A 25,271-nucleotide genomic window follows, 5' to 3' on the forward strand; every position below is an offset into this window, starting at 1 on the left:
GGCGCCCGGCGGCGCGCATCCGGCTCGGTCACGATGATCCCACAGCGGGGACGCGAGAGGACCCGCCCGACCGGACCGGGGTCCGGACCGGACGGGTCCTCGCGTGATGTTGGAGAGGCTCAGGCCTCCAGACGGGCCTTGAGACCGTCGAGCTCGGTCCACAGCACGGCCGGGAGGTCGTCGCCGAACTTCTCGAACCACTCCTTGATCTGCGGGATCTCGGCCTTCCACTCCTCGGGGTCGACCGCGAGGGCGGCGGCGAGCGCCTCCTCGCTGAGGTCGAGGCCGTCGGTGTCGAGCGAGCCCGGCGCCGGCACGTGGCCGATCGGGGTCTCGACGGCCGCCGCCTGGCCGTCGATGCGCTCGACGACCCACTTCAGCACGCGGCTGTTCTCGCCGAAGCCCGGCCACAGGAAGCCGCCCTCGTCGTCGCGGCGGAACCAGTTGACGTAGAAGATCTTCGGCAGCTTCGCGGCGTCGTTGTCCTTGCCGACGTTGATCCAGTGGCTGAAGTAGTCACCGGCGTTGTAGCCGATGAACGGCAGCATCGCCATCGGGTCGCGGCGCACGACGCCGACCTGGCCGACGGCCGCGGCGGTGGTCTCCGAGGAGAGCGTCGCGCCGAGGAACGTGCCGTGGGTCCAGTCGCGGGCCTCGAAGACCAGCGGCACGGTCGTCTTGCGACGGCCACCGAAGAGGATCGCGTCGATCGGCACGCCCCGCGGGTCGTCGTACTCCGGCGCGAGGATGTCGCACTGCTTGATCGGGGTGCAGTAGCGGCTGTTGGGGTGGCTGGACAGCTCCTCGGACTCGGGGGTCCAGGGCTCGCCCTTCCAGGAGGTGGCCTTGGCGGGCGGGTTCTCGAGGCCCTCCCACCAGATGTCGCCGTCCTCGGTGAGCGCGACGTTGGTGAAGACCGAGTTGCCCTTGTTGATGGTCTTCATCGCGTTGGGGTTGGTGTGCTCGTTGGTGCCCGGGGCGACGCCGAACAGGCCGTACTCCGGGTTGACTGCCCACAGGCGGCCGTCCTCGCCGATGCGCATCCACGCGATGTCGTCGCCGAGGGTCTCGACCTTCCAGCCCGGGATCGTCGGGGCGAGCATGGCGAGGTTGGTCTTGCCGCAGGCGCTCGGGAACGCCGCGGCGACGTACTTGACCGTGCCCGCGGGGCTGGTCAGCTTGAGGATCAGCATGTGCTCGGCGAGCCAGCCCTCGTCACGGGCCATGACGCTCGCGATGCGCAGGGCGTAGCACTTCTTGCCGAGCAGGGCGTTGCCGCCGTAGCCCGAGCCGTAGGACCAGATCGCGCGCTCCTCGGGGAACTGCACGATGTACTTGGTGTCGTTGCACGGCCAGGCGACGTCGGCCTGGCCCTCGGCGAGCGGGTGGCCCACCGAGTGGATCGCGGGCACGAAGTCGGCGTCGAGCTCGGTCATCTTGTCGAGCACGGCGGTGCCCATGCGGGCCATCACGCGCATGCTGGCGGTGACGTAGGCCGAGTCGGTGACCTCGATGCCGAACATCGGCTTCTCGGCGTCGAGGTGGCCCATCACGAAGGGGATGACGTACATCGTGCGCCCGGCCATGCAGCCGTCGTACAGCTTGCGCATGATGGCCTTCATCTCCTGCGGGGCCATCCAGTTGTTGGTGGGGCCGCAGTCCTTCTCGTCGACCGAGCAGATGTAGGTGCGGTCCTCCACGCGGGCGACGTCGATCGGGTCGCTGGCGGCGTGGAACGAGTTGGGCTTGATCGCCGGGTTGAGGCGGGTGAACGTGCCGGTGGAGACCAGGGCGTCGGTGAGCTCGGTCCACTCCTCGTCGGAGCCGGTGCACCACTGGATGCGCGCCGGCTTGGTCATCGCGGCGACCTCGGCCACGAAGTCGAGGATGCCGCGGTGGGTCGTCGGGGCGGCGCCGAGGGCGCTCGCGTCGGTGCCGGTGGGTGCGTCCTGGATGGCAGTCATGCTGGTTCCTCGTGATCTCGCGGTGCGTAGGGCTCGCGCGGCATCGTTGTCGGCGACTCGAACGGTGCTGGGACCGTACCTCTCGTCCGGAGCCCGGACATATTGGATCGGTCTAAGACTTGTGCTCCGGATCACACTCATGCAAAGAGGTGCACGGGTCATGGGCGAAGCGCCTGTGGAACCCGATTCGGCGTCGGCGGTGCGGGTCGGCTATTGTCGTCCAGTCCCGCAGAGATGCGGGGCATGCGCCTGTAGCTCAACGGATAGAGCATCTGACTACGGATCAGAAGGTTTGGGGTTCGAATCCCTACAGGCGCGCAGCACTCGCAGCCCCAGTTCAGACTCTGAACTGGGGCTGCTCTGTCGTCGGGGCCGCCTCACCGTGCGGGCGCGGTCTCCAGAGGGGCGTGCACCTCGACCGCGACCCGCGACCCGCCGCGCGCGGCGCCGATCCCGGCGGCCACGACCAGGGCGACGCCCACTCCGGCGAGGACGTCGATGGGCTGGTGGAGCAGCGTCACGCCGATGGTCAGGGCGATGGCCGGCTCGAGCGCCATCAGGGTGCCGAAGGCGCCGGCGGTGAGGCGCCGCAGGGCCAGCAGCTCGAGGGCGAAGGGGACGACGGGCAGCAGGATCGCGAGGCCCATGCCGACGACGAGCAGCTCCGTGGTGAGTCGCCCCACCACGTCGGGGCCGGCGACCAACGTGGCCACCAGCGCCGCGACCGGCATCGAGACGGCCAGGCCGCCGATGCCGTCGACGGTGTCGCCCACCCGCTGGGTCAGCACGACGTAGGCGCCCCAGCACCCGGCGGCGACGAGGGCGAGGCCCACTCCGACCGGGTCGGCCTCGCCGGACCACGGCTGGGTGAGGAGCAGGACGCCCGCGGCGGCCACCGCGACCCAGGCGCGGGCGCGGCCGCGGCTGTGGGCGACGGCCACGCCGAGCGGGCCGAGGAACTCGAGCGCGCTCGCCGTGCCCAGGGGGATGCGCGCTGCGGCCGCCATGAAGCAGATCGTGGCGCCGGCGGTGGCCAGCCCGAGGGCCGCACCGGCGCGGAGCGATGCAGCGGTGTACGCCGAGCGACGCGGTCGGACGACGGCCAGGATCAGCACCGCGGCCCACGCCAGGCGCAGCCACGCGGCGCCGGTGGCGCCGAGGTCGTCGATCAGGCCGATGGAGGCGGCGAGCCCGAGCTGCACGCAGAGCATCGACACCACGGCCATGGACGCGCCGGTGCGGGCGGAGGAGCTGGTCACGACCTCAGTGAAGACGTCGGCGGTCGTTCGCGTCCAGGCGACATCGGTGGACACATCGTTCGACTTCTGCAAACAATGGCCGGGTGGACGTGCGTCGCCTCCGGCTGCTGGTCGAGCTGTCGCGGCTCGGGTCGATGCACGAGGTGGCTGCGGAGCTCGCCACCACGACCTCGACCGTCTCCCAGGGCATCGCCACGCTCGGGCGCGAGGTGGGTGCGCCGCTGGTGGAGCGCGCCGGTCGACGGGTGCGGCTCACGCCGGCCGGGCAGCGGCTGGCCGAGCACGCCGTCACGATCCTGGCCGCGGTCGACGCCGCCCGGCTCGACCTCGACCCGGCCGCGGAGCCGGCCGGCGTGCTCCGGGTCGCCGGCTTCGCCACCGCGGTGCGTCGTTCGCTCCTGCCGGCGATCGTCGAGCTCACCCGGGCCTGGCCCCGGCTCGAGGTGCGCCTGCTCGAGCACGAACCGGCCGAGGCGCTCGACCTGCTGGGCCGCGACGACGTCGACCTCGTCCTCGCCTACGACTACGACCTTGCCCCCGCCGCCTGGCAGCCCGACCACGTCGCGCGCCCCCTCTGGAGCACCGAGTGGGGTCTGGGGGTGCTGGACCCGACGTCGGCCCCGGTGTCCGCCCCGGCGCCGGGCGCCGGGCTGCCGGCGTACGCCGAGAGCGACTGGATCGTGAACTCGCGGCACACCGCCGACGAGACCGCCCTGCGAGCCCTCTCTGCGCGCGCGGGCTTCACCCCACGGGTCGTGCACCGCATCGACTCCCTCGAGCTCGTGCACGACCTGGTCCTCGCCGGGCGCGGCGTCGCTCTCCTGCCCCTCGACCGCCTCACCCCTGACGGTCTCACCGTGCTCCCGCTGGCCGACCCGCCGGTGCTGCGTGCCTTCGCTGTCACCCGACGCGGCCGTGATCAGTGGGCGCCGCTCCGGGCGGTGCTGGACGAGCTGGAGCGACGATGACCGGCGGTGGCGATCAGGTGACGGACGCGGGCTCGGCCGGGCTGACGTGGATGGTGGCGTCCTGCAGCTTGGGGACGCGGTCGACCAGACGCCGCTCGGCGTCGTGGCAGATGGCGTGGGCGGTCACCAGGTCGAGATCGGGGGAGACGGTGATGCCCGCCTCGGCAGTCATGCGGTGGCCGATCCAGCGCAGTCGGAGGTGCTCGAGCCCGACCACGCCCGGAGTCTCCGTGAGTGAGACGGTGGCCGCGCGCGTGAGGTCGGGGTCGACCGCGTCCATGAGGCGGCGGTAGATGTCGCGCGCGGCGCCGCGCATCACCACGAGGATCGCCACGGTGATGAGCAGTCCCACGACCGGGTCGGCCAGGGGGAAGCCGGCCATCACCCCGAGCGCGCCGAGCACGACCGCCAGCGAGGTGAACCCGTCGGTGCGGGCGTGCAGGCCGTCGGCGACGAGCGCGGCCGAGCCGATGCTGCGTCCGACGCGGATCCGGTACACCGCGACCAGCTCGTTGCCGGCGAAGCCCACGAGGCCGGCCGCCACCAGCACCCACGGGTGGTCGAGGGGAGCCGGGTCCAGGAGCCGGCGGACCGACTCGACGCCGGCGACGACGGCGGACAGCGCGATCATCGCGACCACGAAGACCCCGGCGAGGTCCTCGGCCCGTCCGTAGCCGTAGGTGAAGCGCTGGTCCGGGCGCCGCCGGGCCAGGACGAACGCGATCCAGAGAGGTACGGCGGTCAGCGCGTCCGAGGCGTTGTGGACCGTGTCGGCGAGCAGCGCCACCGATCCGGTCACGAGGACCAGCAGGCCCTGCACGAGGGCGGTCACGGCGAGCGCGACCAGGCTGACCTTCACCGCGCGGATGCCGCGCGCGCTGTCCTCGAGGGCCTCGTCGACGGAGTCCGCGCTGTCGTGGCTGTGGGGCCGGACCAGCTCGAGGAGCCGGCCCCGCAGCCCGGTCGGGTGCTCGTGGGGGTGCTCGTGGTGGTGCTCGTCGTCCCCGTGGTGGTGATCGTGCTCGGTCACGCCACCAGGGTAGGACATCTGAACAACCGTTCACATGTCCTGGACTCACCTAGGGTGGTGCCGTGGGCCACCAGCGGGGCGGGGCGAGCGCCTCCGTACGCGACGGGCTCGACGAGCAGAGCGCGTCCGCGGTCGCCCAGGTGCTCCAGGGCCTGGCCACTCCGAGCCGGCTCCACATCATCAGTGCCCTCAGTGAGGGGCCGCTCAGCGTCGGGACGCTGGCGACGACGATCGGCATGGAGTCGTCGGCGGTGTCGCACCAGCTGCGCCACCTGCGCGAGCTCGGCCTGGTGACGGCCGAGCGGCAGGGACGCAGCATCGTCTACGCGCTCTTCGACGAGCACGTCCTCGACATCATCGACCAGGCCTTGGCGCACACCGAGCACCTCGACGGCTCTTCGTCCTGAAGCCGGCCCGACTCAGTCGGCGAGCAGCTGGTCGATCTCCTCGATCTCGGCCTTCTGCGTCGTGACGATGGACTCGGCAAGGTTCTTCGCGTCGGCGAAGCGCCCGTCCTCGAGCTCGGTCCGGGCCATCTCGATCGCGCCCTCGTGGTGCTGCTTCATCATCTCGAGCCACCTCGTCTGGAACTCGCCGTCGGGCGCGGCCTCGAGCGCGGCCATGTCGTCGGCGCTCATCATCCCCGGCATGTCGCTGTCGGCCGGGTCGTGGGAGTCGCCCGTGTCCTGCGAGTCGCCGTGGCCGCCGTTGACGTGGTCGAGCGAGGTCTCGGGCACCTGCTCGCCCCAGGCGGTGAGCCAGTCGACCATGGTCTCGACCTCGGGGGCCTGGGCGTTGCGGATCTCGTCGGCCAGCTGCTGGACGGCCGGGTCGAGCGTGCGCCCGTCGGTCATGGTGACCATCTCGATGGCCTGGGCGTGGTGCGGGATCATGTCGGTCGCGAAGCTGACGTCGGCGTCGTTGAACACGTCGCCGTTGGCGGCGGTCTGCGTGCTCGACGCCGGCGAGGCAGAGCCGTCGTCGGCGCTGTCGCCGCAGGCGGCAAGGCCGAGGCCGAGGGTGAGGACGGCGGCGGTGGCGGCGAGCCGGCGAGCGGTGGTGCGGTTGATTTTCCTGAGTGTCATGGGTGCAGTCCTTCGGTGAGCGGTGCGGGAGTCGGGCAGGACGCAGCGCGGTGGCACGCGGGCGCTCGCACGCGTGGGACCGGAGCTGCGCCGCCTGTCAGCAGCGCTGGATCGAGAGGACGAACAGGTCGGGAGGTCGGGGCACCCGGGCCCGGGCCGAGCCGAGCAGGCCGGGGAGGGCCGCCGGCAGGAGTGACCGCGCACGGGTGACCCGCAGCCGCAGCAGTGCGACTGCCGTCGCGACCGCTGCGACGACCACCGCGAGGCACAGGCCCATCAGCCCCATGTCGTGACCCGGGGAGGAGTGACCGGACACGGCCTCCGTGGCCGCGGAGGACGAGGCCGCCGGGGGCGCGTCGTGCCCGGCGTGCGTGCCCATCGCCATGCCGCTCATCGCATCCGTGCCGGCCATCCCGTGGTCGGACAGTCCGTGCATCGCGAACAGGCCCGCCAAGGCCGCCAGCACGACCAGCAGACGACCGGCCGTGGAGCCGATCGTCTGCTGGGGAGCGCGACGGTGGAGCATCACCGTCGAGCGTACGTCGGGGGTCGCGTCGGGCGGCTCAGCCGGCCGGCAGGGTCAGCGTGGTGGTGGCGGGGACGCCGGGTCCCTTGGAGCTGACGCCCTTCGTCACGGTGACGGTGAAGTCCACGCTGTCGGCGCCGGCGGGCACCGGGGTCGGGAAGTGGACGGTGGCCGTCTGCTCCTCGGGGATCGTGAAGGGGACGGTGCCGAGATCGGTGTCGCCGGCCTTCGCGTCGACGGTGCCCTGGCAGCCGGCCACGCCGGTGCCGCAGCTGAGCTGGAGCGAGACGGTGCCGTCGTCGCTCGGCTGGAGAGCGGTGGTCGTGACCTGCACCAGCGAGGGGAACTCCACGCCGGTCGGTGTGTTGTCGCCCTGGGGGTCGAAGCAGCCGTCGAACTCGTAGACGGGGTTGGTGACCTCCGCGCCTCGGCGGTCGGTGATCGTCTGGAAGCCGACGAGCTTGCTCGGTCCGCTGGCCGTGTAGCAGCCGTTGGAGTGCACGTCGAGCTCGAACTTGCCGTAGCCCTCGGGAGGCATGGGGTTGTTCGGGTCGGTCCAGGAGACCAGGCAGTTCCAGTTGCTGCCGGGGCCGACGTTGTCCTCGACGGCACCGCCCTTGTCGCACATGGCCTCGGCCTGCAGTGATGCCGGCGTGACGCCCTGGTGCCCGAGCAGCCGGGCCTGCTGGGAGTAGAGGTTGGCGAACTCGGTCGGCAGGGACCGCTCGAGGCGGGCCTGCGTCACCGAGCTGCCGCCGCCGGTGCCGGCGAGCACCGCGCCGCTGACGGCGACGACGGCGACGAGGGCCAGGACGACGGAGATGATGGAACGACGCATGGTGGTCAGCCTCCGGTGATGTCGCGACGGCGCAGGATGAGGTAGGCCGCGGTCAGGCAGACCACGCTCCACCCGGCGCTGGTGACGAGTGAGTCGAGGAGCGGCCCGGTGAACCGGGGTGCCGCGAGGAGGCCGTGCCAGGCCTCGAAGGGGGTGGAGAGCAGGAAGGGTCGCAGCGTCTCGATGCCGCCGAGGGCACCGACGAGCTGCATGACGAGGCCGAGGACGACGGGCGCCGCGATGCCGACGGCGGCGTTGCGCGACCAGACCGAGAACAGTAGGGCCAGGCAGGTGAAGCCGATGATCGGCAGCGCCATCGACGCCCACGCGCCCGCCACCAGGGCCAGTGCGGTGTGGGCCGGGACGACCTGCCCGGACAGGCCGGTCAGGGGCTGGTGGCCCACGACGAGCCAGCTCGCGGCGATCGTCGAGGCCGCCAGCAGGGCGAGCGTCACGAGGGCGAACGCGACCGCGACGGCGGTCTTGGCCCAGAACAGCGTCGAGCGGCTCGTGGACCGGGTCAGCACGGTCTTCCAGGTGCCGTGCTGGTCCTCGCTGGCGAAGATGTCGCCCGCGACGACCGCGGTCAGCAGCGGGAGGACCCACTGCGAGGCGAAGCCGAGGACGAGCAGGGCCATGGCGAAGCCGTTGTCGGTGGCGAACCGGCCGAACAGCGTGTCCTTCGGCGGCCGGGGCTGGGAGTGCACGATCACGACCACCGCGAGCGGGGCCAGGACGGCGCCGACGAGGAGGGCCTTGGTGCGCAGCTGGGAGCGCAGCTTGCGGCTCTCCCAGGACAGCGCCGCGCCGAGGCCGGGGCGGTGGGCCGCTGCGTCCACGACCGGGGCGCGGTGCCTCTGGACGGTGGTCGAGGTCATCGCCCGGCCCCCTTTGCGCTGCGGGTGCCGGTGCGGGTGTCGGTGCGGGTGTCGGTGAGCATGAAGAAGAGCGCCTCCAGCGGGGTCTGGGTGGGGGTGAACTGCCGCAGCTCGAGGTCGGCGCGGACCAGGTCGGCGACGTACGCCGAGAGCCGCTCTCGCGAGCCGATCGCGACCAGCCCGCCCTCGGGGTCGGTCTCGACGGCGATGTCGGGGTGCTGCTCCCGGGCCAGCGCGACGGCGAGGGCGTCGTCGCTGGTGCTGAGCAGGTGGCCGGGGTCGGGGGCCATGGCGCGCAGGTCGCCGATGGAGCCGTGGAAGGCGACCTGCCCGCGGGCCATGATCGTGACGTTGTCGCAGATCTCCTCGACCTCGTCCATGTGGTGGGAGGAGAGCAGCACGGTCAGGCCGCTGTCGGCGAGCCGCGTGACCAGGGCTCGCATGTCGCGGATGCCGCCGGGGTCGAGGCCGTTGGCCGGCTCGTCGAGCACCAGCAGCCGCGGGTCGCGCAGCAGGCTGGCCGCGACGCCGAGGCGCTGCCGCATGCCGTAGGAGTAGCCCGCGACCTTGTCGCCCTCGCGGCCGGCGAGGTCGACGACGTCGAGCACCCCCTCGATCCGCCGGCTCCGCGACCCGCGGTCGCCGCCGTCGAGCAGGGCGAGCCCCTCGAGGTTCTGCCGGCCGGTCAGGTAGGGGTAGAAGCGCGGGCTCTCGATGAACCCCGCCACCCCGTCGAGGACGCCGACGCCGGAGTCGGCCCAGGTGCGGCCGAAGACCCTGACGGTGCCGGAGTCGGGGCGGATGAGCCCGAAGAGCATGCGCAGGAACGTCGTCTTGCCGGCGCCGTTGGGGCCGAGGATGCCGTAGACCTCGCCCGGGGCGACGCTGAGGGACAGGTGGTCGACGGCGACCAGGTCGCCGTACCTCTTGGTGACGTCGACGGCCTCGACCGCCAGCGCGGTGTGCGGTGGTGTCTGCATGCTCGGCACGCTAGGGAGGCGACCGTGAAGGGAAGATGAAGCCGGCGGGATCGCGGTTTCACCCGGCGGACGGCACCGCCGCGGGGAGGATGACGGAGACCGTCATCGCATCGTCGTGGCGGCAGAGCACCTCGGTCACGGCCCCGCTCGAGACGTGGTGGCCGGCGTGGCACAGACGCAGCTCACCACCCGAGGTCGCGACCTGGGCCTCGACGATCGACAGGCCGAGCCCGGCCCCGGGCCGGGACCGGGCCTCAGGCGCCCGGCTGAAGCGGCGGGTGGCCTGGGCCAGCAGCTCGGGGTCCATCCCCTCGCCGTGGTCGGCCACCTCGAGGACGACGTGGGCCGCCTCACGACGGACCCGGATCGTGACGGGTGGTCGACCGTGCGTGACGGCGTTGGCGAGCAGGTTGGTCACGATGCGACCGAGCGCGGACGCCTCGACGACGGCGTGCGCCTCTGCCGTCGCTGGCACGAGGTGGAGGTCGGCGGCCTGCTCGGGGTGCGCGGCCAGCCAGCCGTCCACGACCTCCCGCGTTGTTGCGACGACGTCGGTCGACGCCTCGGTCTCGGGCGGACGCCGGCTCAGGGCGAGGAGCTGCTCGGCCAGGTCGGCCAGCCGGGTGACGTCGACCTCGAGCTCGTCGAGCGCGCGCTCGTGCTCCTCCACCGAGCGGGTGCGGCGCCGCGTCAGCTGGATCCGGGACTTGAGCAACGTCAGCGGGGTCCGCAGCTCGTGGCTCGCGTCGTTCACGAACTGGCGTTCCCGGTCCAGCGACTGCTCGAGCGCGCCGAGCATCTCGTTGAGCGTGTGGCCGAGCCGGGTGACCTCGTCGTCACGGGAGGCGGGGACGTCGAGCCGCACCCCCGATGCGCCGGCGGAGATCTCGGCGGCGCGGCGCCGGTAGCGCTCCACCGGCCGCAGGGCGAGCCGGGCCAGGACGTCGCCGACGACGCAGGCGACCAGCAGGGCCCCCAGTCCGGCGAGCGACAGCTGCAGCAGCAGCTCGCGCAGCGCCTCGTCGCGGTGGTCGCGGCGTACGCCGACCAGCAGGTAGGCCGCGGCCCGCTCGCCGGTGGACGGGAGCGCGGTGACCCGGACGCGGTAGGGCTCGTCGGCGACCGGCAGGAAGCTGCCGACGTCGAGGGTCCGCACGCCCGAGGCGCCGACCCGGTCCAGGGCCGCCCGCGAGACCAGGGACGTGCTCGGTGCCGGTCCGCCCGAGTCCAGCACCGTCCCGGCCCGGTCGAGGACCTGCCAGCCCGCGCCGGTCGCGGTCGCCCGCTCGGTCGAGGTGACCTGGCCGTCGGCGCCGACGAGGGGCGCGATGACGCCGGTCGCGGCGGCGAGCTCGGTGTCGAGACCCCGGTCGAGGGCGTACTGCACGCGCCAGTAGACGAAGGCCCCCGCCGCGGTCAGCAGCACGAGCATCGCGACCGCGAACCCGGCGACGAGCCGGATCCGCAGGGGCAGGTGCCGGACCCGCCGAGCGGCGTTCACGACGGCGGTTCCATCCGGTATCCGGCTCCCCGCACCGTCGTGATGCTCGAGGTGCCGAACGGCTTGTCGATCTTGCTGCGGATCGTGGCCAGGTGGACGTCGATGACGTTGCTGCGCAGGTCGGTCTCGCCGTCCCAGACCTCGTCGAGGATCGTGTAGCGCGAGACCACCTTGCCGAGGTTGACGGCGAGCAGCCGGAGGATGTCGAACTCGCGGGTCGACAGGTCGATGGCGACCGTGCCGCGCCGCACGGTCCGGGCGCCGCCGTCGATCACCAGGTCGCCCACCTCGACGACGTCGTGGTCGTCGTCGTACGACGCTCGGCGGTGCAGCGCCCGCAGCCGGGCCAGCAGCTCGTCGAGGTCGAACGGCTTGGCGAGGTAGTCGTCGGCGCCGGCGTCGAGGCCGCTGATCCGGTCGCGGACCTCGCCGCGGGCGGTCAGCATCAGCACCGGGGTCGTCACCCCGAGGTCCCGCAGCCTGCGGCACACGGTCAGGCCCTCGACCCCCGGGAGCATCCAGTCCAGCAGCAGGACGTCGTAGGGAAGGCCGTCGGGCAGCGCCCGGGCGTACGCCGAGCGGCCGTCGTGGACGACCTCCACCTCCCAGCCGGCCTCGGTGAGCGACTGCTCGAGCAGCGCGGCGAGGCGGACGTCGTCCTCGGCGACCAGGACCCGCATCTCGACCTCCTCGCACCGCGGGGACTCCCAGGTCTACACCTCGCCCGGTGGCCGCGGGCCCGGGGCCGCGGTCAGGAGCCGGACGAGACCTGGTCGCCCCAGACGGCCTCGGCGCCGGAGTCGCCGACGCGGTAGACCTGCACCGAGGTGGCGACGGCGGCCAGCAGCGCCAGGACGGCGACGACGTTGACCGCCATCGACCCGCCGGCGCGACCGGCCTCGCTGCGCACCGGGGTGCCGCGACCGTCGACCGACTCGACGGGCGCGGAGCGGACCCGACGCCGGTCGAGCACGACCAGGGCCAGCACCAGGACGAGCAGCGGGATGCAGAACCAGATCATCTGGTCGCCGAGCTCGGCGTGGCGACCGGGGTCGCCCACGCGCTTCTCGAGCGCCTCGCCGCTGGAGGTCGCGACCGGCACCAGGACGGTCGCGACAGCGGCGATGGCGACGACGAGCGCGCCGTACCGCAGGCGCCAGGCGGGGCGCACGACCAGCGCGAGCGTGCCGAGGCACGCCAGCGGGAGCAGCACGACGACGGCGTGCACGACGAGGGGGTGGACGGGCAGGCCGTTGATGAGGTCGAACACGTGGCGCTCCGAGGGGTGAGAGTGGGCGGCGCCACGGTGGCGTCCCCTGGACGGTGCCCGATTCTCACCCCCACGGGCGGTCGCGCGTGGGAACTCAAGGCCCCCGGAGCGCGTCGGCTGCTCAGGGGATGACGCGGGATGCGCGGTAGCGCTCGACGTAGTCGAAGAACGCGTCGCGGGTGTTGCGGTGGCCGAGGAAGCCCGCGTCGCGGCTCTTGTTCATGTCGGTCAGCACCTCGATCTCGCGGCCCAGGTCGCCGTCGGTGTGCCACCACGACGCGACCCGGTCGAGCTCGGGCTCGACGAGGTCGTGGCGCTCGGCGATCTCGCGCCAGGTGTCCTCGGCGCCGGCCATCGCCTGCTCGAGCGGGCGCGGCGCGTCGGCGTACCCCTCCCACGCGAGGCCGAAGTGCTCGGCGACCTGGGGCCACAGCCAGCGCCAGCGGAAGACGTCACCGTTGGCGATGTTGAAGGCCTCGTCCTGGCCGCGGGGGTCGGTCGCGCACCACAGCATCTGCTCGGCGAGCAGGTCGGCGTCGGTCACGTCGGTGACGCTGTTCCACTGCGTCTCGGAGCCGGGGAAGACGAACGGTGTGCCGCGCTCGCGGCAGATGGTGGCGTAGGCGCACAGCGTGGCGACCATGTTCATCGCGTTGCCGGTGGCGAAGCCGAAGACGGTGTGGGCCCGGTGGACGCTCCAGGTGAAGCCGTTGCGGGCGGCCGAGGCGAAGAGCTCGTCCTCCTGGGCGTAGTAGAAGTTCGGGGCCGGGAGCCGGTCCTCGTACTCGTGGAACGGCGTGTCCGGCATCTCGCCCTGGGCGTAGGCCTCGAAGGGGCCGAGGTAGTGCTTGAGCCCGGTCATCAGCGCGACGTGGCGCACGGTGCCCGCGGGCTCGAGGGCGGCGAGGAGGTGACGCACCGCGCCCCCGTTGACCTCGATGTTCGCGGCCTCGGTCTCGCGCCGGGTCCACGCGGTGTAGGCGACGACGTCGGGGCGAACGTCGGCCAGCGCCTCGGTCAGCCCCGCCTGGTCGGCGAGGTCGCCGACGACCGGGGTCACGCCGTCGGGCGCGCCGCCGCTGCGGGAGAGGCCGTACGTCGTCCAGCCCTGCTCGGCGAAGAGCCGGGCCACCGACTGTCCGACGATGCCCGTCGAGCCCACGACCAGTGCGCGTCCTGCGTCCGTCACGTCTTCGTCCCTCTTCCCTGGGGTCCTGCTGCTGTGTGCGTGCGTCTGTCCCGGACACGCCTCGGCCCGGACACGCGGTCCGGGCCGAGGACGTGGGTGGTGTTGTCGATCGGTGGGGAGGGTCAGGCCTTCTGCAGGGCCTTGACCTCGTCGCGCGCGGCGACGACCGCCGCGTGCTGCTTGCTGACCACCTCGCGGAAGCCCGCGCTGAGGTCCTTGTCGAGCGCCTTCTCGTACTCCTTCACCGCGTGGTCCTCGCCGGTCAGCACGGCCTTGAGGACGGTGTCCGGGTCGTCACCGGTCAGCGCGTCCTTGAGCGAGATCCAGCCGCGGTGGAACGTCGCGGCGACCGAGCCCGACTCGTCGACGTCCTCGCCGTACTCGTGGCCCATGGCGACGATCTCGCGGCTGAAGCCAGCGCGCTGCTCGGCGAAGCGCTGGAGGGTGCCGGCCCACGCGGCGTGGTCACCGTCCTTCACCTTGTCGGCGGCGCTGGCGTAGCCCTTCTCGCCGTCCTTCAGGGTCTCGACCAGTTCCTTGGCGACGGCGTTGTCGTCGGTCATCTCGGCTCCTCTGCCTAGGGGTGCCCCGGAGGATGGGGACACCTGAGCCGTACCCGTTGCGGCGCCGGTGGACTCGGGATCTCGGTGGTGGATCGGGTTACCGCGGATCCATGCGCATCTTCTTCACCGGCGGCAGCGGCAAGGCCGGCCACCACGTGGCCCCCTACCTCGCGAGCCTCGGTCACCAGGTGACCAACATCGACCGCACCCCGCTCGGCCACCCGGACGTGCAGGACCTCGAGGTCGACCTCACCGACGCCGGCCAGGTCTGGTCGGCGCTCGCCGCCGTGCCCACGGAGGCGGACTTCGACGACCCGGACCTCGACCTCACCCGCGGCTCGGCGTACGACGCGGTGGTGCACTTCGCGGCCATCCCGCGACCGCTCGCCTCCAGCGACCAGACGACCTACGCCACCAACGTGCTCGCGCACTACAACGTGCTCGAGGCGGCCACCCGCCTCGGCGTCCGCAAGATCGTCTTCGCCTCCTCCGAGACGACGTACGGCATCTGCTTCGGCCAGGGCGAGCGCAAGCCGCTCTACGTGCCCGTCGACGAGGAGCACCCGGTCGTGCCGGAGGACTCCTACGCGATGTCCAAGGTGGCGGGCGAGGTGACGGCGCACGCCTTCCACGCCCGCACCGGCGCCGACATCTACGGCCTGCGGATCAACAACGTCATCGAGCCCGACGAGTACACCGAGCTGTTCCCGCCGTTCCTCGAGGACCCGTCGCTGCGCCGGCGCAACCTGTTCGCCTACATCGACACCCGCGACCTCGGCCAGATGGTGCGCCGCTGCCTCGAGACCGACGGGCTCGGCTACGAGGTCTTCAACGTCGCCAACGCCGACATGTCGGTGGCCGCGACGACCGACGAGGTCATCGCGCGGTTCTACGACGGGGTCGAGGTGCGTCGCGAGATGGGCCGCGACGAGACGTTCTACAGCATCGAGAAGGCCCGCCGGGTGCTCGGCTACGAGCCCGAGCACTCCTGGCGCGACGTGCTCGACGACCCGGGCGCCTGAGGCGCCAGCCCGGTGAGGTGGTCGAGCGCCTCCGACTGGAGCGCGGCCAGACCCCGGGTCTCGTCGGGTCGCAGCCAGCGCTCGAATGCGACCCGGAACACGGTCACGCACGACTCCCCGGCCAGGGTCGCGGTGGGCTCGTCGACACCGCGCTCGCGCATCGCCGCCGCGACGCTGCGGGCGAGGCCGGCGAGCTTCAGCAGCTCACGCTCGCGCAGAGCGGGGTGGGAGGAGATGACGCGGTCGCGACGCCGTGAGTGCTCGCGACGCTCGTCGGGGAAGAACGTCGCTCCGCCCTCGAGGGCGGCGACGAGCACCGCCCACGGGGAGGCGCCCTGCGGTGCCCCGACCACCGCGTCGACGTACGCCGCCTCGAAGCGGTCGCCGCCGGCGAAGAGCGCCTCCCGCTTGTCGGCGAAGTGACGGAAGAAGGTGCGCTCGCTGAGCCCCGCGCGGGCCGCCACCTGCGCCGTCGTGGTGTCGTCGAAGCCCTGCTCGTCGACGAGCTCGAGCGCTGCCGCGGACAGTCGCTCACGCGCCCCCGGCTCCCACCTCGCCACCGGCACACCGTAGCCGATGGCAGGGACTGACATCGGGGTGTAGCGTCATGACAGTTCATGACATCACTGCTCTGGAGGTCCCCCATGCGTGTCTTCGTCACCGGTGCGTCCGGCTGGATCGGCTCGGCCGTCGTCGACGAGCTCCTCGCTCACGGTCACGACGTGCTCGGTCTCGTCCGCTCCGACGCGGCGGCCCAGTCCCTTGTGGCGAAGGGGGCCCAGGTGCACCGGGGCGACCTCGACGACCCGCGGTCGCTCGCGGCCGGGGCGGAGGCGGCCGACGCCGTGATCCACCTCGCCAACAAGCACGACTTCGACGACCCTGCTACGTCCAACCGTGCGGAGCGGGGAGCTGTCGAGGTGCTCGGCGACGCCCTCGTCGGCACGGACCGGCCCCTCTTCGTCGCGTCCGGAGCGGCGGGCCTGGCCACCGGTCGGCCCGGCGAGGAGACCGACCCCTCGCCCGCGGTGGGCGCCGACTCGCCGCGTGGCGGCAGCGAGAACCTCGCCCTGTCCTACGCCGACCGCGGGGTGCGGCCCGTCGCGGTGCGGTTCGCCCCCACCGTGCACGGCACGGGCGACCACGGCTTCGTCGCGGCGCTCGTGCGGGCCGCCCGCGAACGCGGCGTCGCCGGCTACGTCGGCGACGGCAGCCACCGCTGGTCCGCCGTCCACCGCACCGACGCGGCCCGGCTCGTGCGCCTCGCGCTCGAGCAGCCCGGGGCAGGTGTCGTCGCACACGCCGTGGCCGAGGAGGGCGTGACCACCCGCGAGATCGCCGAGCTGATCGGCGCGGGCCTCGGCCTGCCCGTCGAGGCTGTCGATCCCGACCGCGCCGTCGAGCACTTCGGCTGGATCGGCCGCTTCTTCGCCCTCGACATGTCGGCGCGCAGCAACCTGACGAGCGAGCGGTACGGCTGGACGCCGACCGGACCGACCCTCGCCGACGACCTGCGCTCGGGCGGCTACACGGGCTGAGGATCAGCGCAGGCGCCCTCAGGCGACTCGCGCACCGGCGCGGCGGTGCGCTCGGCGATGCTCGCGGGGCTCTCGCCGGGCGCGCAGGCGACGAGGACGAAGCCGTCCGGGGTGACGTCGACGACGGCTAGGTCGGTGATCACCCGCGACACCACGCCCACGCCGGTCAGGGGCAGGGTGCAGGTCTCCACCAGCTTGGGTGTGCCGTCCTTGGCCACGTGGTCGGTGAGCACGACGATCCGTCGGGTCCCGGCGACGAGATCCATCGCGCCGCCCATTCCCTTCACCAAGGCGCCGGGCACGGTCCAGTTGGCGAGGTCCCCGTTGGCACCGACCTGCAGCGCGCCGAGGATCGCGATGTCGACGTGGCCGCCCCGGATCATCGCGAAGCTCTGGGCGGAGTCGAAGATGCTCGCCCCGGGAGCGGCCGTGACCGTCTGCTTGCCGGCGTTGATGAGGTCGGCGTCCTCCTCACCCTCGAAGGGGAACGGCCCCATGCCGAGCAGGCCGTTCTCGCTCTGGAAAGAGACGCTGACGCCGTCGGGCACGTGGTTGGCGACCAGCGTCGGGATGCCGATCCCGAGGTTGACGTAGTCGCCGTCGTTGAGCTCTCGAGCGGCGATGGCCGCCATCTCGTCGCGGGTCCAGGACATGGGTGCGTTCTCCTCAGGCGGTGGCAGCGGGGACGGGACGCACGGTGCGCTGCTCGATGAGCTTCTCGCGCGGCCGGGCGGTGACGAGGTGGTCGACGAAGATCCCGGGGGTGGTGACGAGGTCGGGGTCGATGAACCCGTCGACGACGGTCTCGGCCTCGGCGATCGTGACCCGTCCGCACGTCGCGACGACCGGGTTGAAGTTGCGCGACGTGAGCCGGTAGGTGAGGTTGCCGGCCGTGTCCGCGCGATGGGCGTGGACGAGCGCGAGGTCGGCAACGATCCCGCGCTCCTGGACGTAGGCGACACCGTCGAAGTCCGCCGTCGGCTTGCCCTCGGCGACGACGGTGCCGACGCCGGTGCGGGTGTAGAACGCCGGGATGCCGGCACCCCCCGCGCGCATCCGCTCGGCGAGCGTGCCCTGGGGGCAGAACTCCACGTCGAGGTCGCCGTCGAGGAACATGCGGGCGAAGAGCTTGTTCTCACCGACGTAGGAGGCGACGACCCGCGAGACCTGGCCGCTCTCGAGGAGCAGCCCGAGGCCGGCACCGTCGACCCCCATGTTGTTGGAGACGATGCGCAGGTCGCGGACCCCGCTGTCGCGCACCGCCTCGATGAGGTCGTGCGGGTTGCCGGACAAGCCGAATCCGCCGACGGCGATGGTCATGCCGTCGCGCAGGACGTCGCCCAGCACGGCGGTGAGGTCGAGATCGAGTGTGGGCACGGTGTCTCCTCAGGAGTGGGCGCGGGCCAGCAGGGTGCGGGCGAGCGCGACGACGGGGTGGTCGACCATCTGGCCGGCCAGGACGAAGACGGACACCTCGGTGCCGCCGGTGGCTCCCATTCGCGCTTCGCTGGCGGCGACCACGGCCTCCGCCCACGCGAGCTCCTCCGGGGTGGGGGCGAAGGCTCGGCGCACGAGCGGCACCTGGTTCGGGTGGATGCACGCCTTCGCGTGGTAGCCCATCGACGAGGCGGTACGCGCCTCGGCGCTCACCCACGAGGGGCGGTCGGTGCGGAGCACGGGGGCGTCGACCGCCGCGACCCGGGCGGCGCGGGCGGCGTACCTCACGTGCGTGCGGGCGTGGGCCGAGGCGGGCAGCAGCTCCCCGTCGGAGTCGTGGGAGGCGAGGCCGCCCAGGTCGACGGCGAGGTCCTCCCCACCCCACATGAGCGCTGAGCACCGGGGTGAGCCGGCGATCTCCCGAGCGTCCAGGACGGCATCGGCTGTCTCGCACAGGACGACCAGCTCGACGCCGGGGAGCTGGCTGGCGACCCGGTCGAGGGTGCGCCGGTCGCGGAGCTTGGGCACCATGACGGTCGTGACGCCGGCGTCGCGGACTGCCGCGGCGTCGTGGGCGAAGTCATCGGATCCTGGCTCGTTGACCCGGACGACGAGCCGCTCGTCGGGCACCTCGTCGAGCACCGTCCCCAGGGCCCGGCGAGCGTCAGGCTTCGCCGCGGGCTCGACGGCGTTCTCGAGGTCGACGACCACGCCGTCGGCTCGGGCGGCTGCCGTCGCCCAGCGGTCGGGTCGGTCGCCGGGGACGAAGAGCCACGCCGGACCCGGAGGCAGGGTCACGGTCGTGGGCGGCGTCGTGGGAACGGCATGCCGCCGACGTTGGCGGTCGCGCCGCCGTCGACGGGCACGACTGCTCCCGACACGTACGTCGAGTCCGGGCCGCACAGGAACGCGACGACCGAGGCGACCTCGTCTCTCGTGGCCATGCGTTGCTGGGGCAGCTGCACCTGGGAGTCCTCGGCGAACGCCTCGCGGACCCCGTCCATCATCGCGGTCTCGGTCGAGCCGGGGCAGACGCAGTTGACGCGGATGCCGTAGCGCGCGTAGTCGACGGCCCACGAGCGGGTGAGCGCGACGATCGCGCCCTTCGACGCGGTGTAGGCGTCGGCCCAGGTCATCGCGCCGATGCCGGCGACGCTGCCGAGGGTGACGATGGCCCCCGCGTCGCGCAGTCTCGGGTAGAAGGCGCGGACGCTGAGCATCGTCCCCGTCAGGTTGACGTCGAGGGTCTGGTGCCACGCCCCGAGGTCGAGCCGCTGTGCGGGGCCGTCGTGCGGACGGAGGTTGATGCCCGCCGCGGTCACCAGGGCATCCACCGGGCCGACCTCGTCGGCGACCGCGAGCTGGGCGGCCTCGTCCGCGACGTCGACGACGTGGTGGTGCGCGCCCTCGGGCCCGGTCGGCCCCAGGTCCAGCGTGTGCACCGTCCACCCGGCCCGCAACAGGTGCTCTGCGGTGGTCCCGCCGATGCCGGCGCCGCCGCCAGTGACGACGGCGACCCGGGTGGTCTCAGGCACCGGCCGGGGCCTCGTCCAGGGTGAAGACAGGAAGGACGACGTCGGTGCCGGGGACGGTCTCGAAAGCGACGGTCACGCGGGCACCGCACTGCACGTTCGCGGCATCCGGACCCACGATGTTGGACATCAACTGCACCCCCTCGTCGAGCCGGACCACCGCGACGACGTACGGCACCCGGTCCTCGAAGCCACTCGGAGGACCCGCCACCTGCTCGGTCCACGTGTAGACCTCGCCGGTGCCGGCTGCGTCCTGCCAGGTCAGCGCGTCGGAGAGGCAGGTGGGGCAGAGCCGCTTGGGGTACATCGTGGCGGTGCCGCAGGAGCCGCAGACCTGGAACGTCAGTCGCTCCTCGCGAGCCGCAGCCCAGAAGGGCTCGCTCCACGAGGACGGGGTGGGGACGGGTCGAGTGGTGGTCATGCTCAGCGCTCCTTCGACAGCACGGTGACGTGTGAGTCCATCCAGGTCCCGCCCGAGGCGGTCTCGACGGCGTTGACGGCGCCCTGGACCTGGCGCTCCCCGGCCTTGCCCATGAGCTGGCGAAAAGCCTCGACGAGCACGGCGATGCCGCCACCGGCGCCGGTGTGGCCCTGCGAGAGCATGCCGCCGTTCGTCGTCATCGGCATGACCCCCCCGGGGCTGGTGTGGCCGGCTGCTACGAAGGCGCCGGCGCGCTCGCCCCGGCACAGCCCCAGGGCGTCCATGGCGATGAGTGGGTAGACGGGGTAGGCGTCGTAGCAGGCCGCCACGTGGATGTCGTCGGGACCGAGCCCGGACTCCTCGTAGGCCACCTTCGCGGCCTCGGGGAAGCCGAGGTGGGCCAGGTCGAGGTCCTGCGACATGGAGTAGTGGGTGACCAGCGAGCCGTGGCCACGCACGTAGACGGGTGTCTCGGTGATCTCCTCGGCGTCACTCGCGCTCGCGACGACGTACGCCGCCGCACCGTCGGCCAGCATGTTGCACTCGCGCGAGCGCAGCGGGGTCGCGACCATCTTGCTCCCGAGCACTTCCTCCATGGTCAGCTCGGAGCGGTACATCGCGTGCGGGTTGAGCATCGCCCACTTGCGCAGGGACACGCAGACCGCGGCCAGCTCCTCCTCGGTGGTGGCCGTCTCGTACATGTAGCGACGCGAGGTCATCGCCCCGACGGCGTTCATGTTGTGGCCGTAGGGGCGCTCCCACTCCTCGGAGACCCCGGTGGTCGCGAAGAGGTCGACGCCCCGCTGGGGCGGCAGGGAGCCCACCTTGTCGGAGTGCAGCACCAGCACCCGGCGCGCCGCGCCCGTGGTCACGAGGGCCTCGGCCACGGCCAGCATGGTGGAGCTGCTGGCGCCTCCGGACATCACCTGCACGTTCATCGTCGCGCCGCGCAGCATCCCGAGCTCCTCGCAGATGCGGGAGAAGACGAGATCCACGTTGAACTGCGACGAGGCGAGCGCTCCGACCGGCATCACCACGTCGATGTCGCGCGGCGAGAGCCCCGCGTCGCGCAGCGCGGCCGCCGCACTCAGCACGGCTGCCTCGAGCTCCGAGCGGTCGGGGAACTTGCCGGACGGGACTTCGCCGATCCCGACGACGGCGGCGGTGGCGCGGCGCATGGGCGCTCCTCAGGGTGGAAGGTACTGACGGCGACGGATCGTATGCACGTACGAATAAGCCGGTCAAGACTGTGACGCGAGTCGCGCCTCGGGCGGTTTTTCGAACAAATGGGACCTCTTAGGCCCGCCATGATGGGTTGTGAAGAAATCTTCACAGAGTCATTGCACGCCGTACGTTCGTACGATAACTTCCGGGTCGACGTAATCGAGGTCACACTCACACCGTTCTGAAGGAGGGCCCATGCGCCGCCTGTCCACCTCCCTGCGAGCCCGCACCGCCGTGCTCGCGGGTCTTCTCGGGACCTTGATGCTCACCAGCGCGTGCGGGGGCGGGACGAGTGCCACCGGCACGACCTCCGCCTCGACGCTCGACTCGGTCTCGAGTGCCGTCGAGGCCGCCTACACCGGCACCGACCGACCTCTCCCCACGACCGGGCCGGCCATCAAGCCCGATCAGAACCTCTGGATTGTGTCCTGCAGCCAGGGTGCGCCCGGCTGCGCGACGCCGACCCTCGCGCTGCAGGAGGCCGCCCAGAGCGTCGGCTGGGACGTGACCGTCGCGGACGGCAAGCTCGACTTCTCGACGTACAGCACGCTGATCCGACAGGCGATCGCGGCCAAGGCCGACGCGATCGTGCTGGTCGCGATCGACTGCGGATCGGTCCAGCAGCCGCTCACGGAGGCCAAGGCCGCCGGCGTGACCGTCTACGGACTCCTCAGCTTCGACTGTGACGACCCCACGATCGGCGCAGAGCCCCTCTTCACCGCCTCGCTCGGCCTCGGCGGTGCCGACGCCTCCCTCGCGACCTACCTCGAGAGCCTCGGCGAGACCGCCGCGAACTACATCATCGACAAGACCGATGGCAAGGCCGAGGTCGTGGAGATCTACGAGGACGACGTCTTGTTCGACAAGTACGTCGGCCAGGGCTTCGAGACCGCCATGAAGGCCTGCGAAGGTTGCTCCTTCGAGCGGGTCACCATCGTGGCGGCCGACTACGCCGGCAGTGCGGTCCAGTCCAAGGCGGCCGCAGGCGTGGCCCGCCAGCCGAACGCGAACGCGATCTTCGCGCCGGTCGACGCCCTGATCACCCTCGGAGTCGGCCAGGCCGCACGCTCGGCCAAGAGCGGCACGATCCTCGCCGGGATCGGCGGGCTGCAGCCCAACGTCGAGCAGATCGCCGGCGACGGACCGCAGACCTTCGCCGCCGGCCTGCCCTTCACGCGGATCGGGTGGGCGACCCTCGACGACCTGAACCGGATTCTGTCGGGCGAGGAGCAGGTCGACCAGGGCATCGGCACGCAGGCGATCGACAAGGAGCACAACCTCCCCATCGATCCGGACTACTACGACGGCAACGTCGACGGCGAGGGTCGCCCGACCGTCGACTACGTCTCGGCCTACAAGGCCCTGTGGAAGGTGTCCTGATGTCCGAGCCCACCGGCACGACCGAGGTGGGCTCGCACCGGGCGGCTCCGATCGTGGGGGCCGGCCGGGCGCCGGCCCTCACGGCCCGCGGGGTCACCAAGACCTACACGGCGGCGCCCGTCCTGCTCGACGCCGAGCTGCAGTTGTCCTTCGGCGAGGTCCACGCACTGCTCGGCGGCAACGGCAGCGGCAAGTCCACGATGATCAAGATCCTCGCGGGCGTCGTCGGTGCCGACCCCGGCGGCACTGTCGAGGTGGCCGGCGGGGCCGAGCCGACCGACCTCACCCGGTGGTCGGCCGCCGAGGCGCGCCGCCACCACCTGCGCTTCATCCATCAGGACCTCGGTCTGGTGCCCGACCTGACGGTCGCCGAGAACCTGTTCATCGAGGCGTCGCTGCACGCCCGTCGCGGCCTGGTCTCGTGGTCGCGGCTGCGCCGCGACGCCGAGGACGTGCTCGCACGCTTCGACCTGGATCTGGCCCCGGAGGCGTTGGTCTCCACGCTCTCGCTCGCGGAGCAGACCCTGCTGGCCGCGGCCCGGGCACTGCACGACGTCGAGCCGGGCGGTCGGGCGATCGTCGTCCTGGACGAGCCCACGGCCGCGCTCCCCTCAGGGCAGGCCGACGAGCTCATGAGCGCCATCCGACGCTACGCCGACGAGGGGCACGCGATCCTCGTGGTCACGCACCGGTTGGGCGAGGTGGTAGCGGTGTGCGACCGGATCACCGTGCTGCGCCAGGGGCGCGTCGCCGCGACCGGTCCCCTGGCCGACCGCACCGAGGACGACCTCGGCAGCCTGATCACCGGCGTGGACGCCGCCACCGAGCAGCGCACCGCCCGGGCCACCGAGCCGCACGCCGGCGGCGCGCACGACGGCCTCCGACTGCAGGGTGTGCGCACCGACACCCTCGAGGGCATCGACCTGGAGGTGCGTCCAGGCGAGATCGTCGGACTGGTCGACGCCGGAGGTCTGACGGGGTCGAGGGTTCTGCGCACGGTGTTCGGCCTCGAGCGGCTCACCGGTGGCACCGTCTCCCTGGGGGGTCGGCCGCTGCGCCTGCGGAACCCGGGGCGCGCGATGGCACACGGCGTCGCCTACCTGCCCGGCCAGCGGCTGCGCGAGGCGCTCTTCCCCGGTCTGTCGGTGGGGGAGAACGTCCTGCTCGCCTCGCTCCCGGCTCATCGACGTGGTGGTCTGCTGTCGATCCGCCGGCAGCGCTCGGCAGCAGCGGACGCCGTACGCCGGTTCCGGGTGCATCCGGCCGACGCGACCGCCGAGGTGACGAGCCTGTCCGGCGGCAATCAGCAGAAGGTCTCGGTGGCCCGCTGGATGGTGCGCGAGCCGCGCTGCCTGCTCCTCGAGGAGCCGACCCAGGGCGTGGACATCGGGGCCCGCGCGGAGATCTGGGCGCTCATCGCCGACGCCGTCGACGGCGGCGCGGCAGCGCTCGTCGTCAGTTCCGACTACCAGGAGCTCGCCACCCACTGTCGTCGCGTCGTGGTCTACGCCCGCGGCCGACACGTCACCACACTCACCGGCGCCGACCTCACGGTGCCCGCGATCGCGGAGGTCGTCCATCATGCCTGAGAAACAGCGCGTCCTGGAGGCGCCGACGCCGCCGGAGGCGGCGCCCACTCCCGCACGCGAGCGACCCCGCGGAGCGCGACGCGTCCTCGGAGCGGTCGAGCGGTACGCCGTTCCGGGCCTGCTCGTGGTGCTGGTCGTGGTCTTCTCCTCGGTCACGGCGACCAGCGCGACGTTCCCCACCCAGGCGAACCTCTCGAATCTCCTGGCCGGTCAGGCCGTGCTCGGCGTGGCGGCCCTCGCCGTGCTCGTACCGATCGTGGCCGGTCAGTACGACCTGTCCGTCGGTGCGGTCCTCGGGGCCTCGGCGCTGCTGTGCGCGGGCCTGATGTCGCGTCACGACGTCCCGCCGGTGCTGGCGATCCTCGCCGTGGTCCTCATCGGAGCTCTCGTGGGCCTGATCAACGGCTACGTCGTGGCCTATCTCGGCGTGAACTCCCTGATCGTCACGACAGCGACCGCGACGGTGATCTCGGGCTTCGTGCTGTGGTACTCCGGCTCGCTCACCATCGTCGGCGTGCCGCCGTCGATCATCGACGCGACCAACGGCACCTGGCTGGCTGTGCCCAAGCTCGTCTTCGGGCTCGCCGTCGTCGCCGCGCTGGTCTATGTGATGCTCCGCTACACCCCCTACGGCCGCTACCTCTATGCGATCGGCTCCAATGCCCGTGCGGCCGCCCTCGTCGGCCTCGACGTCCCACGCCTGACCTGCAGCACCCTGGTCTTCAGCGCCGCGCTCGCGGCACTGGCGGGGGTCGCGCAGCTCGGGCTGCAGGGATCAGCCAGCCCGCAGCTCGGTCCCGGGTTCACGCTGCCGGCTCTCTCGGCGGTGTTCCTCGGGAGCACCACCATCCGTCCCGGCACCTTCAACGTGCCGGGGACGGTGATCGCCGTCTACCTCGTCGCCGTCATCGTCAACGGCCTCACCCTCGCCGGCGCTGCCGACTGGGTGCAGCCGACGTTCAACGGTGGCGCGCTGCTCGGTGCCGTCGTCCTCGCCGCCGTCATCAGCCGCCGCCGGGCCCGTCGCCAGCCGGCCTGAACCGTCCCGACCCACATTCCCACATGACCACGCCACCC

At 72.3% G+C, this 25,271-nt stretch carries 27 protein-coding genes and 1 tRNA gene; 8 read left to right on the forward strand and 20 right to left on the reverse strand.

Going from position 1 to position 25,271, the window contains the following annotated elements; all coding sequences use genetic code 11:
• Nucleotides 1–119 precede the first annotated feature (119 nt).
• Nucleotides 120–1,964, reverse strand: coding sequence for a phosphoenolpyruvate carboxykinase (GTP) (locus GRQ65_RS05455; protein WP_160876000.1), 1,845 nt, complete (start codon nt 1,962–1,964; stop codon nt 120–122).
• A 245-nt stretch (nt 1,965–2,209) separates the two neighbouring features.
• Between GRQ65_RS05455 and GRQ65_RS05460 the strand changes: the two genes are divergently transcribed.
• A tRNA-Arg gene (locus GRQ65_RS05460) sits at nt 2,210–2,282 on the forward strand.
• 59 nt (nt 2,283–2,341) lie between these two features.
• On the opposite strand, the gene GRQ65_RS05465 is transcribed toward GRQ65_RS05460, so the two are convergent.
• Nucleotides 2,342–3,223, reverse strand: a complete 882-nt coding sequence (locus GRQ65_RS05465; RefSeq protein WP_160876002.1) for an EamA family transporter — start codon at nt 3,221–3,223, stop codon at nt 2,342–2,344.
• 83 nt (nt 3,224–3,306) lie between these two features.
• Here GRQ65_RS05465 and GRQ65_RS05470 point away from each other — a divergent pair, with 83 nt between their 5' ends.
• The gene (locus GRQ65_RS05470; protein ID WP_160876004.1) at nt 3,307–4,191 is read left to right on the forward strand and encodes a LysR substrate-binding domain-containing protein; all 885 of its coding nucleotides are present in this window, start codon (nt 3,307–3,309) and stop codon (nt 4,189–4,191) included.
• 13 nt (nt 4,192–4,204) lie between these two features.
• Here the strand turns inward: GRQ65_RS05470 and GRQ65_RS05475 are convergent, their stop codons facing one another.
• Nucleotides 4,205–5,221, reverse strand: a complete 1,017-nt coding sequence (locus GRQ65_RS05475) for a cation diffusion facilitator family transporter (RefSeq protein ID WP_337191506.1) — start codon at nt 5,219–5,221, stop codon at nt 4,205–4,207.
• Nucleotides 5,222–5,283: 62 nt separating this feature from the next.
• Here GRQ65_RS05475 and GRQ65_RS05480 point away from each other — a divergent pair, with 62 nt between their 5' ends.
• The gene (locus GRQ65_RS05480; RefSeq protein ID WP_160876008.1) at nt 5,284–5,628 is read left to right on the forward strand and encodes a metalloregulator ArsR/SmtB family transcription factor; all 345 of its coding nucleotides are present in this window, start codon (nt 5,284–5,286) and stop codon (nt 5,626–5,628) included.
• 12 nt (nt 5,629–5,640) lie between these two features.
• On the opposite strand, the gene GRQ65_RS05485 is transcribed toward GRQ65_RS05480, so the two are convergent.
• The 10 genes from GRQ65_RS05485 to GRQ65_RS05530 all read right to left on the reverse strand — a co-directional run bounded on the left by GRQ65_RS05485 (nt 5,641) and on the right by GRQ65_RS05530 (nt 14,051).
• A complete protein-coding gene (locus tag GRQ65_RS05485) occupies nt 5,641–6,306 on the reverse strand; it encodes a DUF305 domain-containing protein (RefSeq protein WP_160876010.1) in 666 nt (221 codons plus the stop codon).
• A gap of 97 nt (nt 6,307–6,403) precedes the next feature.
• On the reverse strand, nt 6,404–6,832 hold the full coding sequence (locus tag GRQ65_RS05490) for a DUF6153 family protein (protein ID WP_160876012.1): 429 nt from the start codon (nt 6,830–6,832) through the stop codon (nt 6,404–6,406).
• 37 nt (nt 6,833–6,869) lie between these two features.
• Complete coding sequence (locus GRQ65_RS05495) at nt 6,870–7,670, reverse strand: hypothetical protein (protein ID WP_160876031.1); 801 nt, start codon at nt 7,668–7,670, stop codon at nt 6,870–6,872.
• Nucleotides 7,671–7,675: 5 nt separating this feature from the next.
• A complete protein-coding gene (locus GRQ65_RS05500; RefSeq protein ID WP_160876033.1) occupies nt 7,676–8,548 on the reverse strand; it encodes a DUF2705 family protein in 873 nt (290 codons plus the stop codon).
• Nucleotides 8,545–9,528: an ABC transporter ATP-binding protein gene (locus tag GRQ65_RS05505; protein WP_160876035.1), complete on the reverse strand. Its 984-nt coding sequence runs from the start codon at nt 9,526–9,528 to the stop codon at nt 8,545–8,547. Before GRQ65_RS05505 ends, GRQ65_RS05500 begins: the two co-directional genes overlap by 4 nt.
• 58 nt (nt 9,529–9,586) lie before the next feature.
• Nucleotides 9,587–11,029, reverse strand: a complete 1,443-nt coding sequence (locus tag GRQ65_RS23275; RefSeq protein WP_337191507.1) for a sensor histidine kinase — start codon at nt 11,027–11,029, stop codon at nt 9,587–9,589.
• Nucleotides 11,026–11,709: a response regulator transcription factor gene (locus tag GRQ65_RS05515; RefSeq protein ID WP_160876036.1), complete on the reverse strand. Its 684-nt coding sequence runs from the start codon at nt 11,707–11,709 to the stop codon at nt 11,026–11,028. The genes GRQ65_RS23275 and GRQ65_RS05515 overlap by 4 nt, the downstream gene beginning before the upstream one ends.
• A gap of 71 nt (nt 11,710–11,780) precedes the next feature.
• A complete protein-coding gene (locus GRQ65_RS05520) occupies nt 11,781–12,299 on the reverse strand; it encodes a DUF2231 domain-containing protein (protein ID WP_202387666.1) in 519 nt (172 codons plus the stop codon).
• A 121-nt stretch (nt 12,300–12,420) separates the two neighbouring features.
• Entirely contained in the window at nt 12,421–13,488 is a 1,068-nt protein-coding gene (locus GRQ65_RS05525) for an NAD-dependent epimerase/dehydratase family protein (protein WP_160876038.1), read from the reverse strand.
• Between the two features lie 122 nt (nt 13,489–13,610).
• Nucleotides 13,611–14,051 carry a ferritin-like domain-containing protein gene (locus GRQ65_RS05530; RefSeq protein ID WP_160876040.1) on the reverse strand — a complete coding sequence of 147 codons (441 nt, stop codon included), beginning with the start codon at nt 14,049–14,051 and terminating at the stop codon, nt 13,611–13,613.
• Between the two features lie 110 nt (nt 14,052–14,161).
• Here GRQ65_RS05530 and GRQ65_RS05535 point away from each other — a divergent pair, with 110 nt between their 5' ends.
• Nucleotides 14,162–15,073 (forward strand): NAD-dependent epimerase/dehydratase family protein, encoded by a 912-nt coding sequence (locus GRQ65_RS05535; protein ID WP_160876042.1) that lies wholly within the window; start codon nt 14,162–14,164, stop codon nt 15,071–15,073.
• Here GRQ65_RS05535 and GRQ65_RS05540 read toward each other — a convergent pair.
• Nucleotides 15,022–15,666, reverse strand: a complete 645-nt coding sequence (locus tag GRQ65_RS05540) for a TetR family transcriptional regulator (RefSeq protein ID WP_202387667.1) — start codon at nt 15,664–15,666, stop codon at nt 15,022–15,024. The two genes, GRQ65_RS05535 and GRQ65_RS05540, sit on opposite strands and share 52 nt — an antisense overlap.
• Before the next feature lie 51 nt (nt 15,667–15,717).
• Between GRQ65_RS05540 and GRQ65_RS05545 the strand changes: the two genes are divergently transcribed.
• A complete protein-coding gene (locus tag GRQ65_RS05545; RefSeq protein WP_160876044.1) occupies nt 15,718–16,611 on the forward strand; it encodes an SDR family oxidoreductase in 894 nt (297 codons plus the stop codon).
• Here GRQ65_RS05545 and GRQ65_RS05550 read toward each other — a convergent pair.
• The 6 genes from GRQ65_RS05550 to GRQ65_RS05575 are packed head-to-tail and all read right to left on the reverse strand — an operon-like array spanning nt 16,599 to nt 21,179.
• A complete protein-coding gene (locus GRQ65_RS05550) occupies nt 16,599–17,264 on the reverse strand; it encodes a 3-oxoacid CoA-transferase subunit B (RefSeq protein WP_160876046.1) in 666 nt (221 codons plus the stop codon). The genes GRQ65_RS05545 and GRQ65_RS05550 overlap by 13 nt on opposite strands.
• A gap of 13 nt (nt 17,265–17,277) precedes the next feature.
• Complete coding sequence (locus GRQ65_RS05555) at nt 17,278–17,988, reverse strand: CoA transferase subunit A (RefSeq protein ID WP_337191508.1); 711 nt, start codon at nt 17,986–17,988, stop codon at nt 17,278–17,280.
• Between the two features lie 9 nt (nt 17,989–17,997).
• On the reverse strand, nt 17,998–18,846 hold the full coding sequence (locus GRQ65_RS05560) for an aldolase/citrate lyase family protein (RefSeq protein WP_160876049.1): 849 nt from the start codon (nt 18,844–18,846) through the stop codon (nt 17,998–18,000).
• On the reverse strand, nt 18,843–19,583 hold the full coding sequence (locus tag GRQ65_RS05565) for an SDR family oxidoreductase (protein ID WP_160876051.1): 741 nt from the start codon (nt 19,581–19,583) through the stop codon (nt 18,843–18,845). Before GRQ65_RS05565 ends, GRQ65_RS05560 begins: the two co-directional genes overlap by 4 nt.
• The gene (locus GRQ65_RS05570; RefSeq protein WP_160876053.1) at nt 19,576–20,001 is read right to left on the reverse strand and encodes a Zn-ribbon domain-containing OB-fold protein; all 426 of its coding nucleotides are present in this window, start codon (nt 19,999–20,001) and stop codon (nt 19,576–19,578) included. Before GRQ65_RS05570 ends, GRQ65_RS05565 begins: the two co-directional genes overlap by 8 nt.
• Before the next feature lie 2 nt (nt 20,002–20,003).
• Nucleotides 20,004–21,179 (reverse strand): thiolase family protein, encoded by a 1,176-nt coding sequence (locus GRQ65_RS05575; RefSeq protein WP_160876055.1) that lies wholly within the window; start codon nt 21,177–21,179, stop codon nt 20,004–20,006.
• Nucleotides 21,180–21,420: 241 nt separating this feature from the next.
• On the opposite strand from GRQ65_RS05575, the gene GRQ65_RS05580 reads away from it, so the two are divergent.
• From GRQ65_RS05580 to GRQ65_RS05590, 3 genes are read left to right on the forward strand one after another with little or no spacing between them, the layout of a single operon-like run.
• Nucleotides 21,421–22,605: a sugar ABC transporter substrate-binding protein gene (locus GRQ65_RS05580; protein WP_160876057.1), complete on the forward strand. Its 1,185-nt coding sequence runs from the start codon at nt 21,421–21,423 to the stop codon at nt 22,603–22,605.
• A complete protein-coding gene (locus GRQ65_RS05585; RefSeq protein ID WP_160876059.1) occupies nt 22,605–24,194 on the forward strand; it encodes a sugar ABC transporter ATP-binding protein in 1,590 nt (529 codons plus the stop codon). Before GRQ65_RS05580 ends, GRQ65_RS05585 begins: the two co-directional genes overlap by 1 nt.
• Nucleotides 24,187–25,233: an ABC transporter permease gene (locus tag GRQ65_RS05590; protein ID WP_160876061.1), complete on the forward strand. Its 1,047-nt coding sequence runs from the start codon at nt 24,187–24,189 to the stop codon at nt 25,231–25,233. The genes GRQ65_RS05585 and GRQ65_RS05590 overlap by 8 nt, the downstream gene beginning before the upstream one ends.
• Nucleotides 25,234–25,271: the final 38 nt, after the last annotated feature.

It is taken from the genome of Nocardioides flavescens (genome assembly GCF_009823805.1).
Lineage (GTDB): Bacteria > Actinomycetota > Actinomycetes > Propionibacteriales > Nocardioidaceae > Nocardioides > Nocardioides flavescens.

Coding starts and splice junctions, on each gene's coding strand:
- GRQ65_RS05455 (WP_160876000.1), bottom strand. CDS start 1,964: ATGACTGCCATCCAGGACGCACCCACCGGCACCGACGCGAGCGCCCTC.
- GRQ65_RS05485 (WP_160876010.1), bottom strand. CDS start 6,306: ATGACACTCAGGAAAATCAACCGCACCACCGCTCGCCGGCTCGCCGCC.
- GRQ65_RS05490 (WP_160876012.1), bottom strand. CDS start 6,832: ATGCTCCACCGTCGCGCTCCCCAGCAGACGATCGGCTCCACGGCCGGT.
- GRQ65_RS05495 (WP_160876031.1), bottom strand. CDS start 7,670: ATGCGTCGTTCCATCATCTCCGTCGTCCTGGCCCTCGTCGCCGTCGTC.
- GRQ65_RS05500 (WP_160876033.1), bottom strand. CDS start 8,548: ATGACCTCGACCACCGTCCAGAGGCACCGCGCCCCGGTCGTGGACGCA.
- GRQ65_RS05505 (WP_160876035.1), bottom strand. CDS start 9,528: ATGCAGACACCACCGCACACCGCGCTGGCGGTCGAGGCCGTCGACGTC.
- GRQ65_RS05515 (WP_160876036.1), bottom strand. CDS start 11,709: ATGCGGGTCCTGGTCGCCGAGGACGACGTCCGCCTCGCCGCGCTGCTC.
- GRQ65_RS05530 (WP_160876040.1), bottom strand. CDS start 14,051: ATGACCGACGACAACGCCGTCGCCAAGGAACTGGTCGAGACCCTGAAG.
- GRQ65_RS05535 (WP_160876042.1), top strand. CDS start 14,162: ATGCGCATCTTCTTCACCGGCGGCAGCGGCAAGGCCGGCCACCACGTG.
- GRQ65_RS05540 (WP_202387667.1), bottom strand. CDS start 15,666: ATGTCAGTCCCTGCCATCGGCTACGGTGTGCCGGTGGCGAGGTGGGAG.
- GRQ65_RS05545 (WP_160876044.1), top strand. CDS start 15,718: ATGCGTGTCTTCGTCACCGGTGCGTCCGGCTGGATCGGCTCGGCCGTC.
- GRQ65_RS05550 (WP_160876046.1), bottom strand. CDS start 17,264: ATGTCCTGGACCCGCGACGAGATGGCGGCCATCGCCGCTCGAGAGCTC.
- GRQ65_RS05570 (WP_160876053.1), bottom strand. CDS start 20,001: ATGACCACCACTCGACCCGTCCCCACCCCGTCCTCGTGGAGCGAGCCC.
- GRQ65_RS05575 (WP_160876055.1), bottom strand. CDS start 21,179: ATGCGCCGCGCCACCGCCGCCGTCGTCGGGATCGGCGAAGTCCCGTCC.
- GRQ65_RS05580 (WP_160876057.1), top strand. CDS start 21,421: ATGCGCCGCCTGTCCACCTCCCTGCGAGCCCGCACCGCCGTGCTCGCG.
- GRQ65_RS05585 (WP_160876059.1), top strand. CDS start 22,605: ATGTCCGAGCCCACCGGCACGACCGAGGTGGGCTCGCACCGGGCGGCT.
- GRQ65_RS05590 (WP_160876061.1), top strand. CDS start 24,187: ATGCCTGAGAAACAGCGCGTCCTGGAGGCGCCGACGCCGCCGGAGGCG.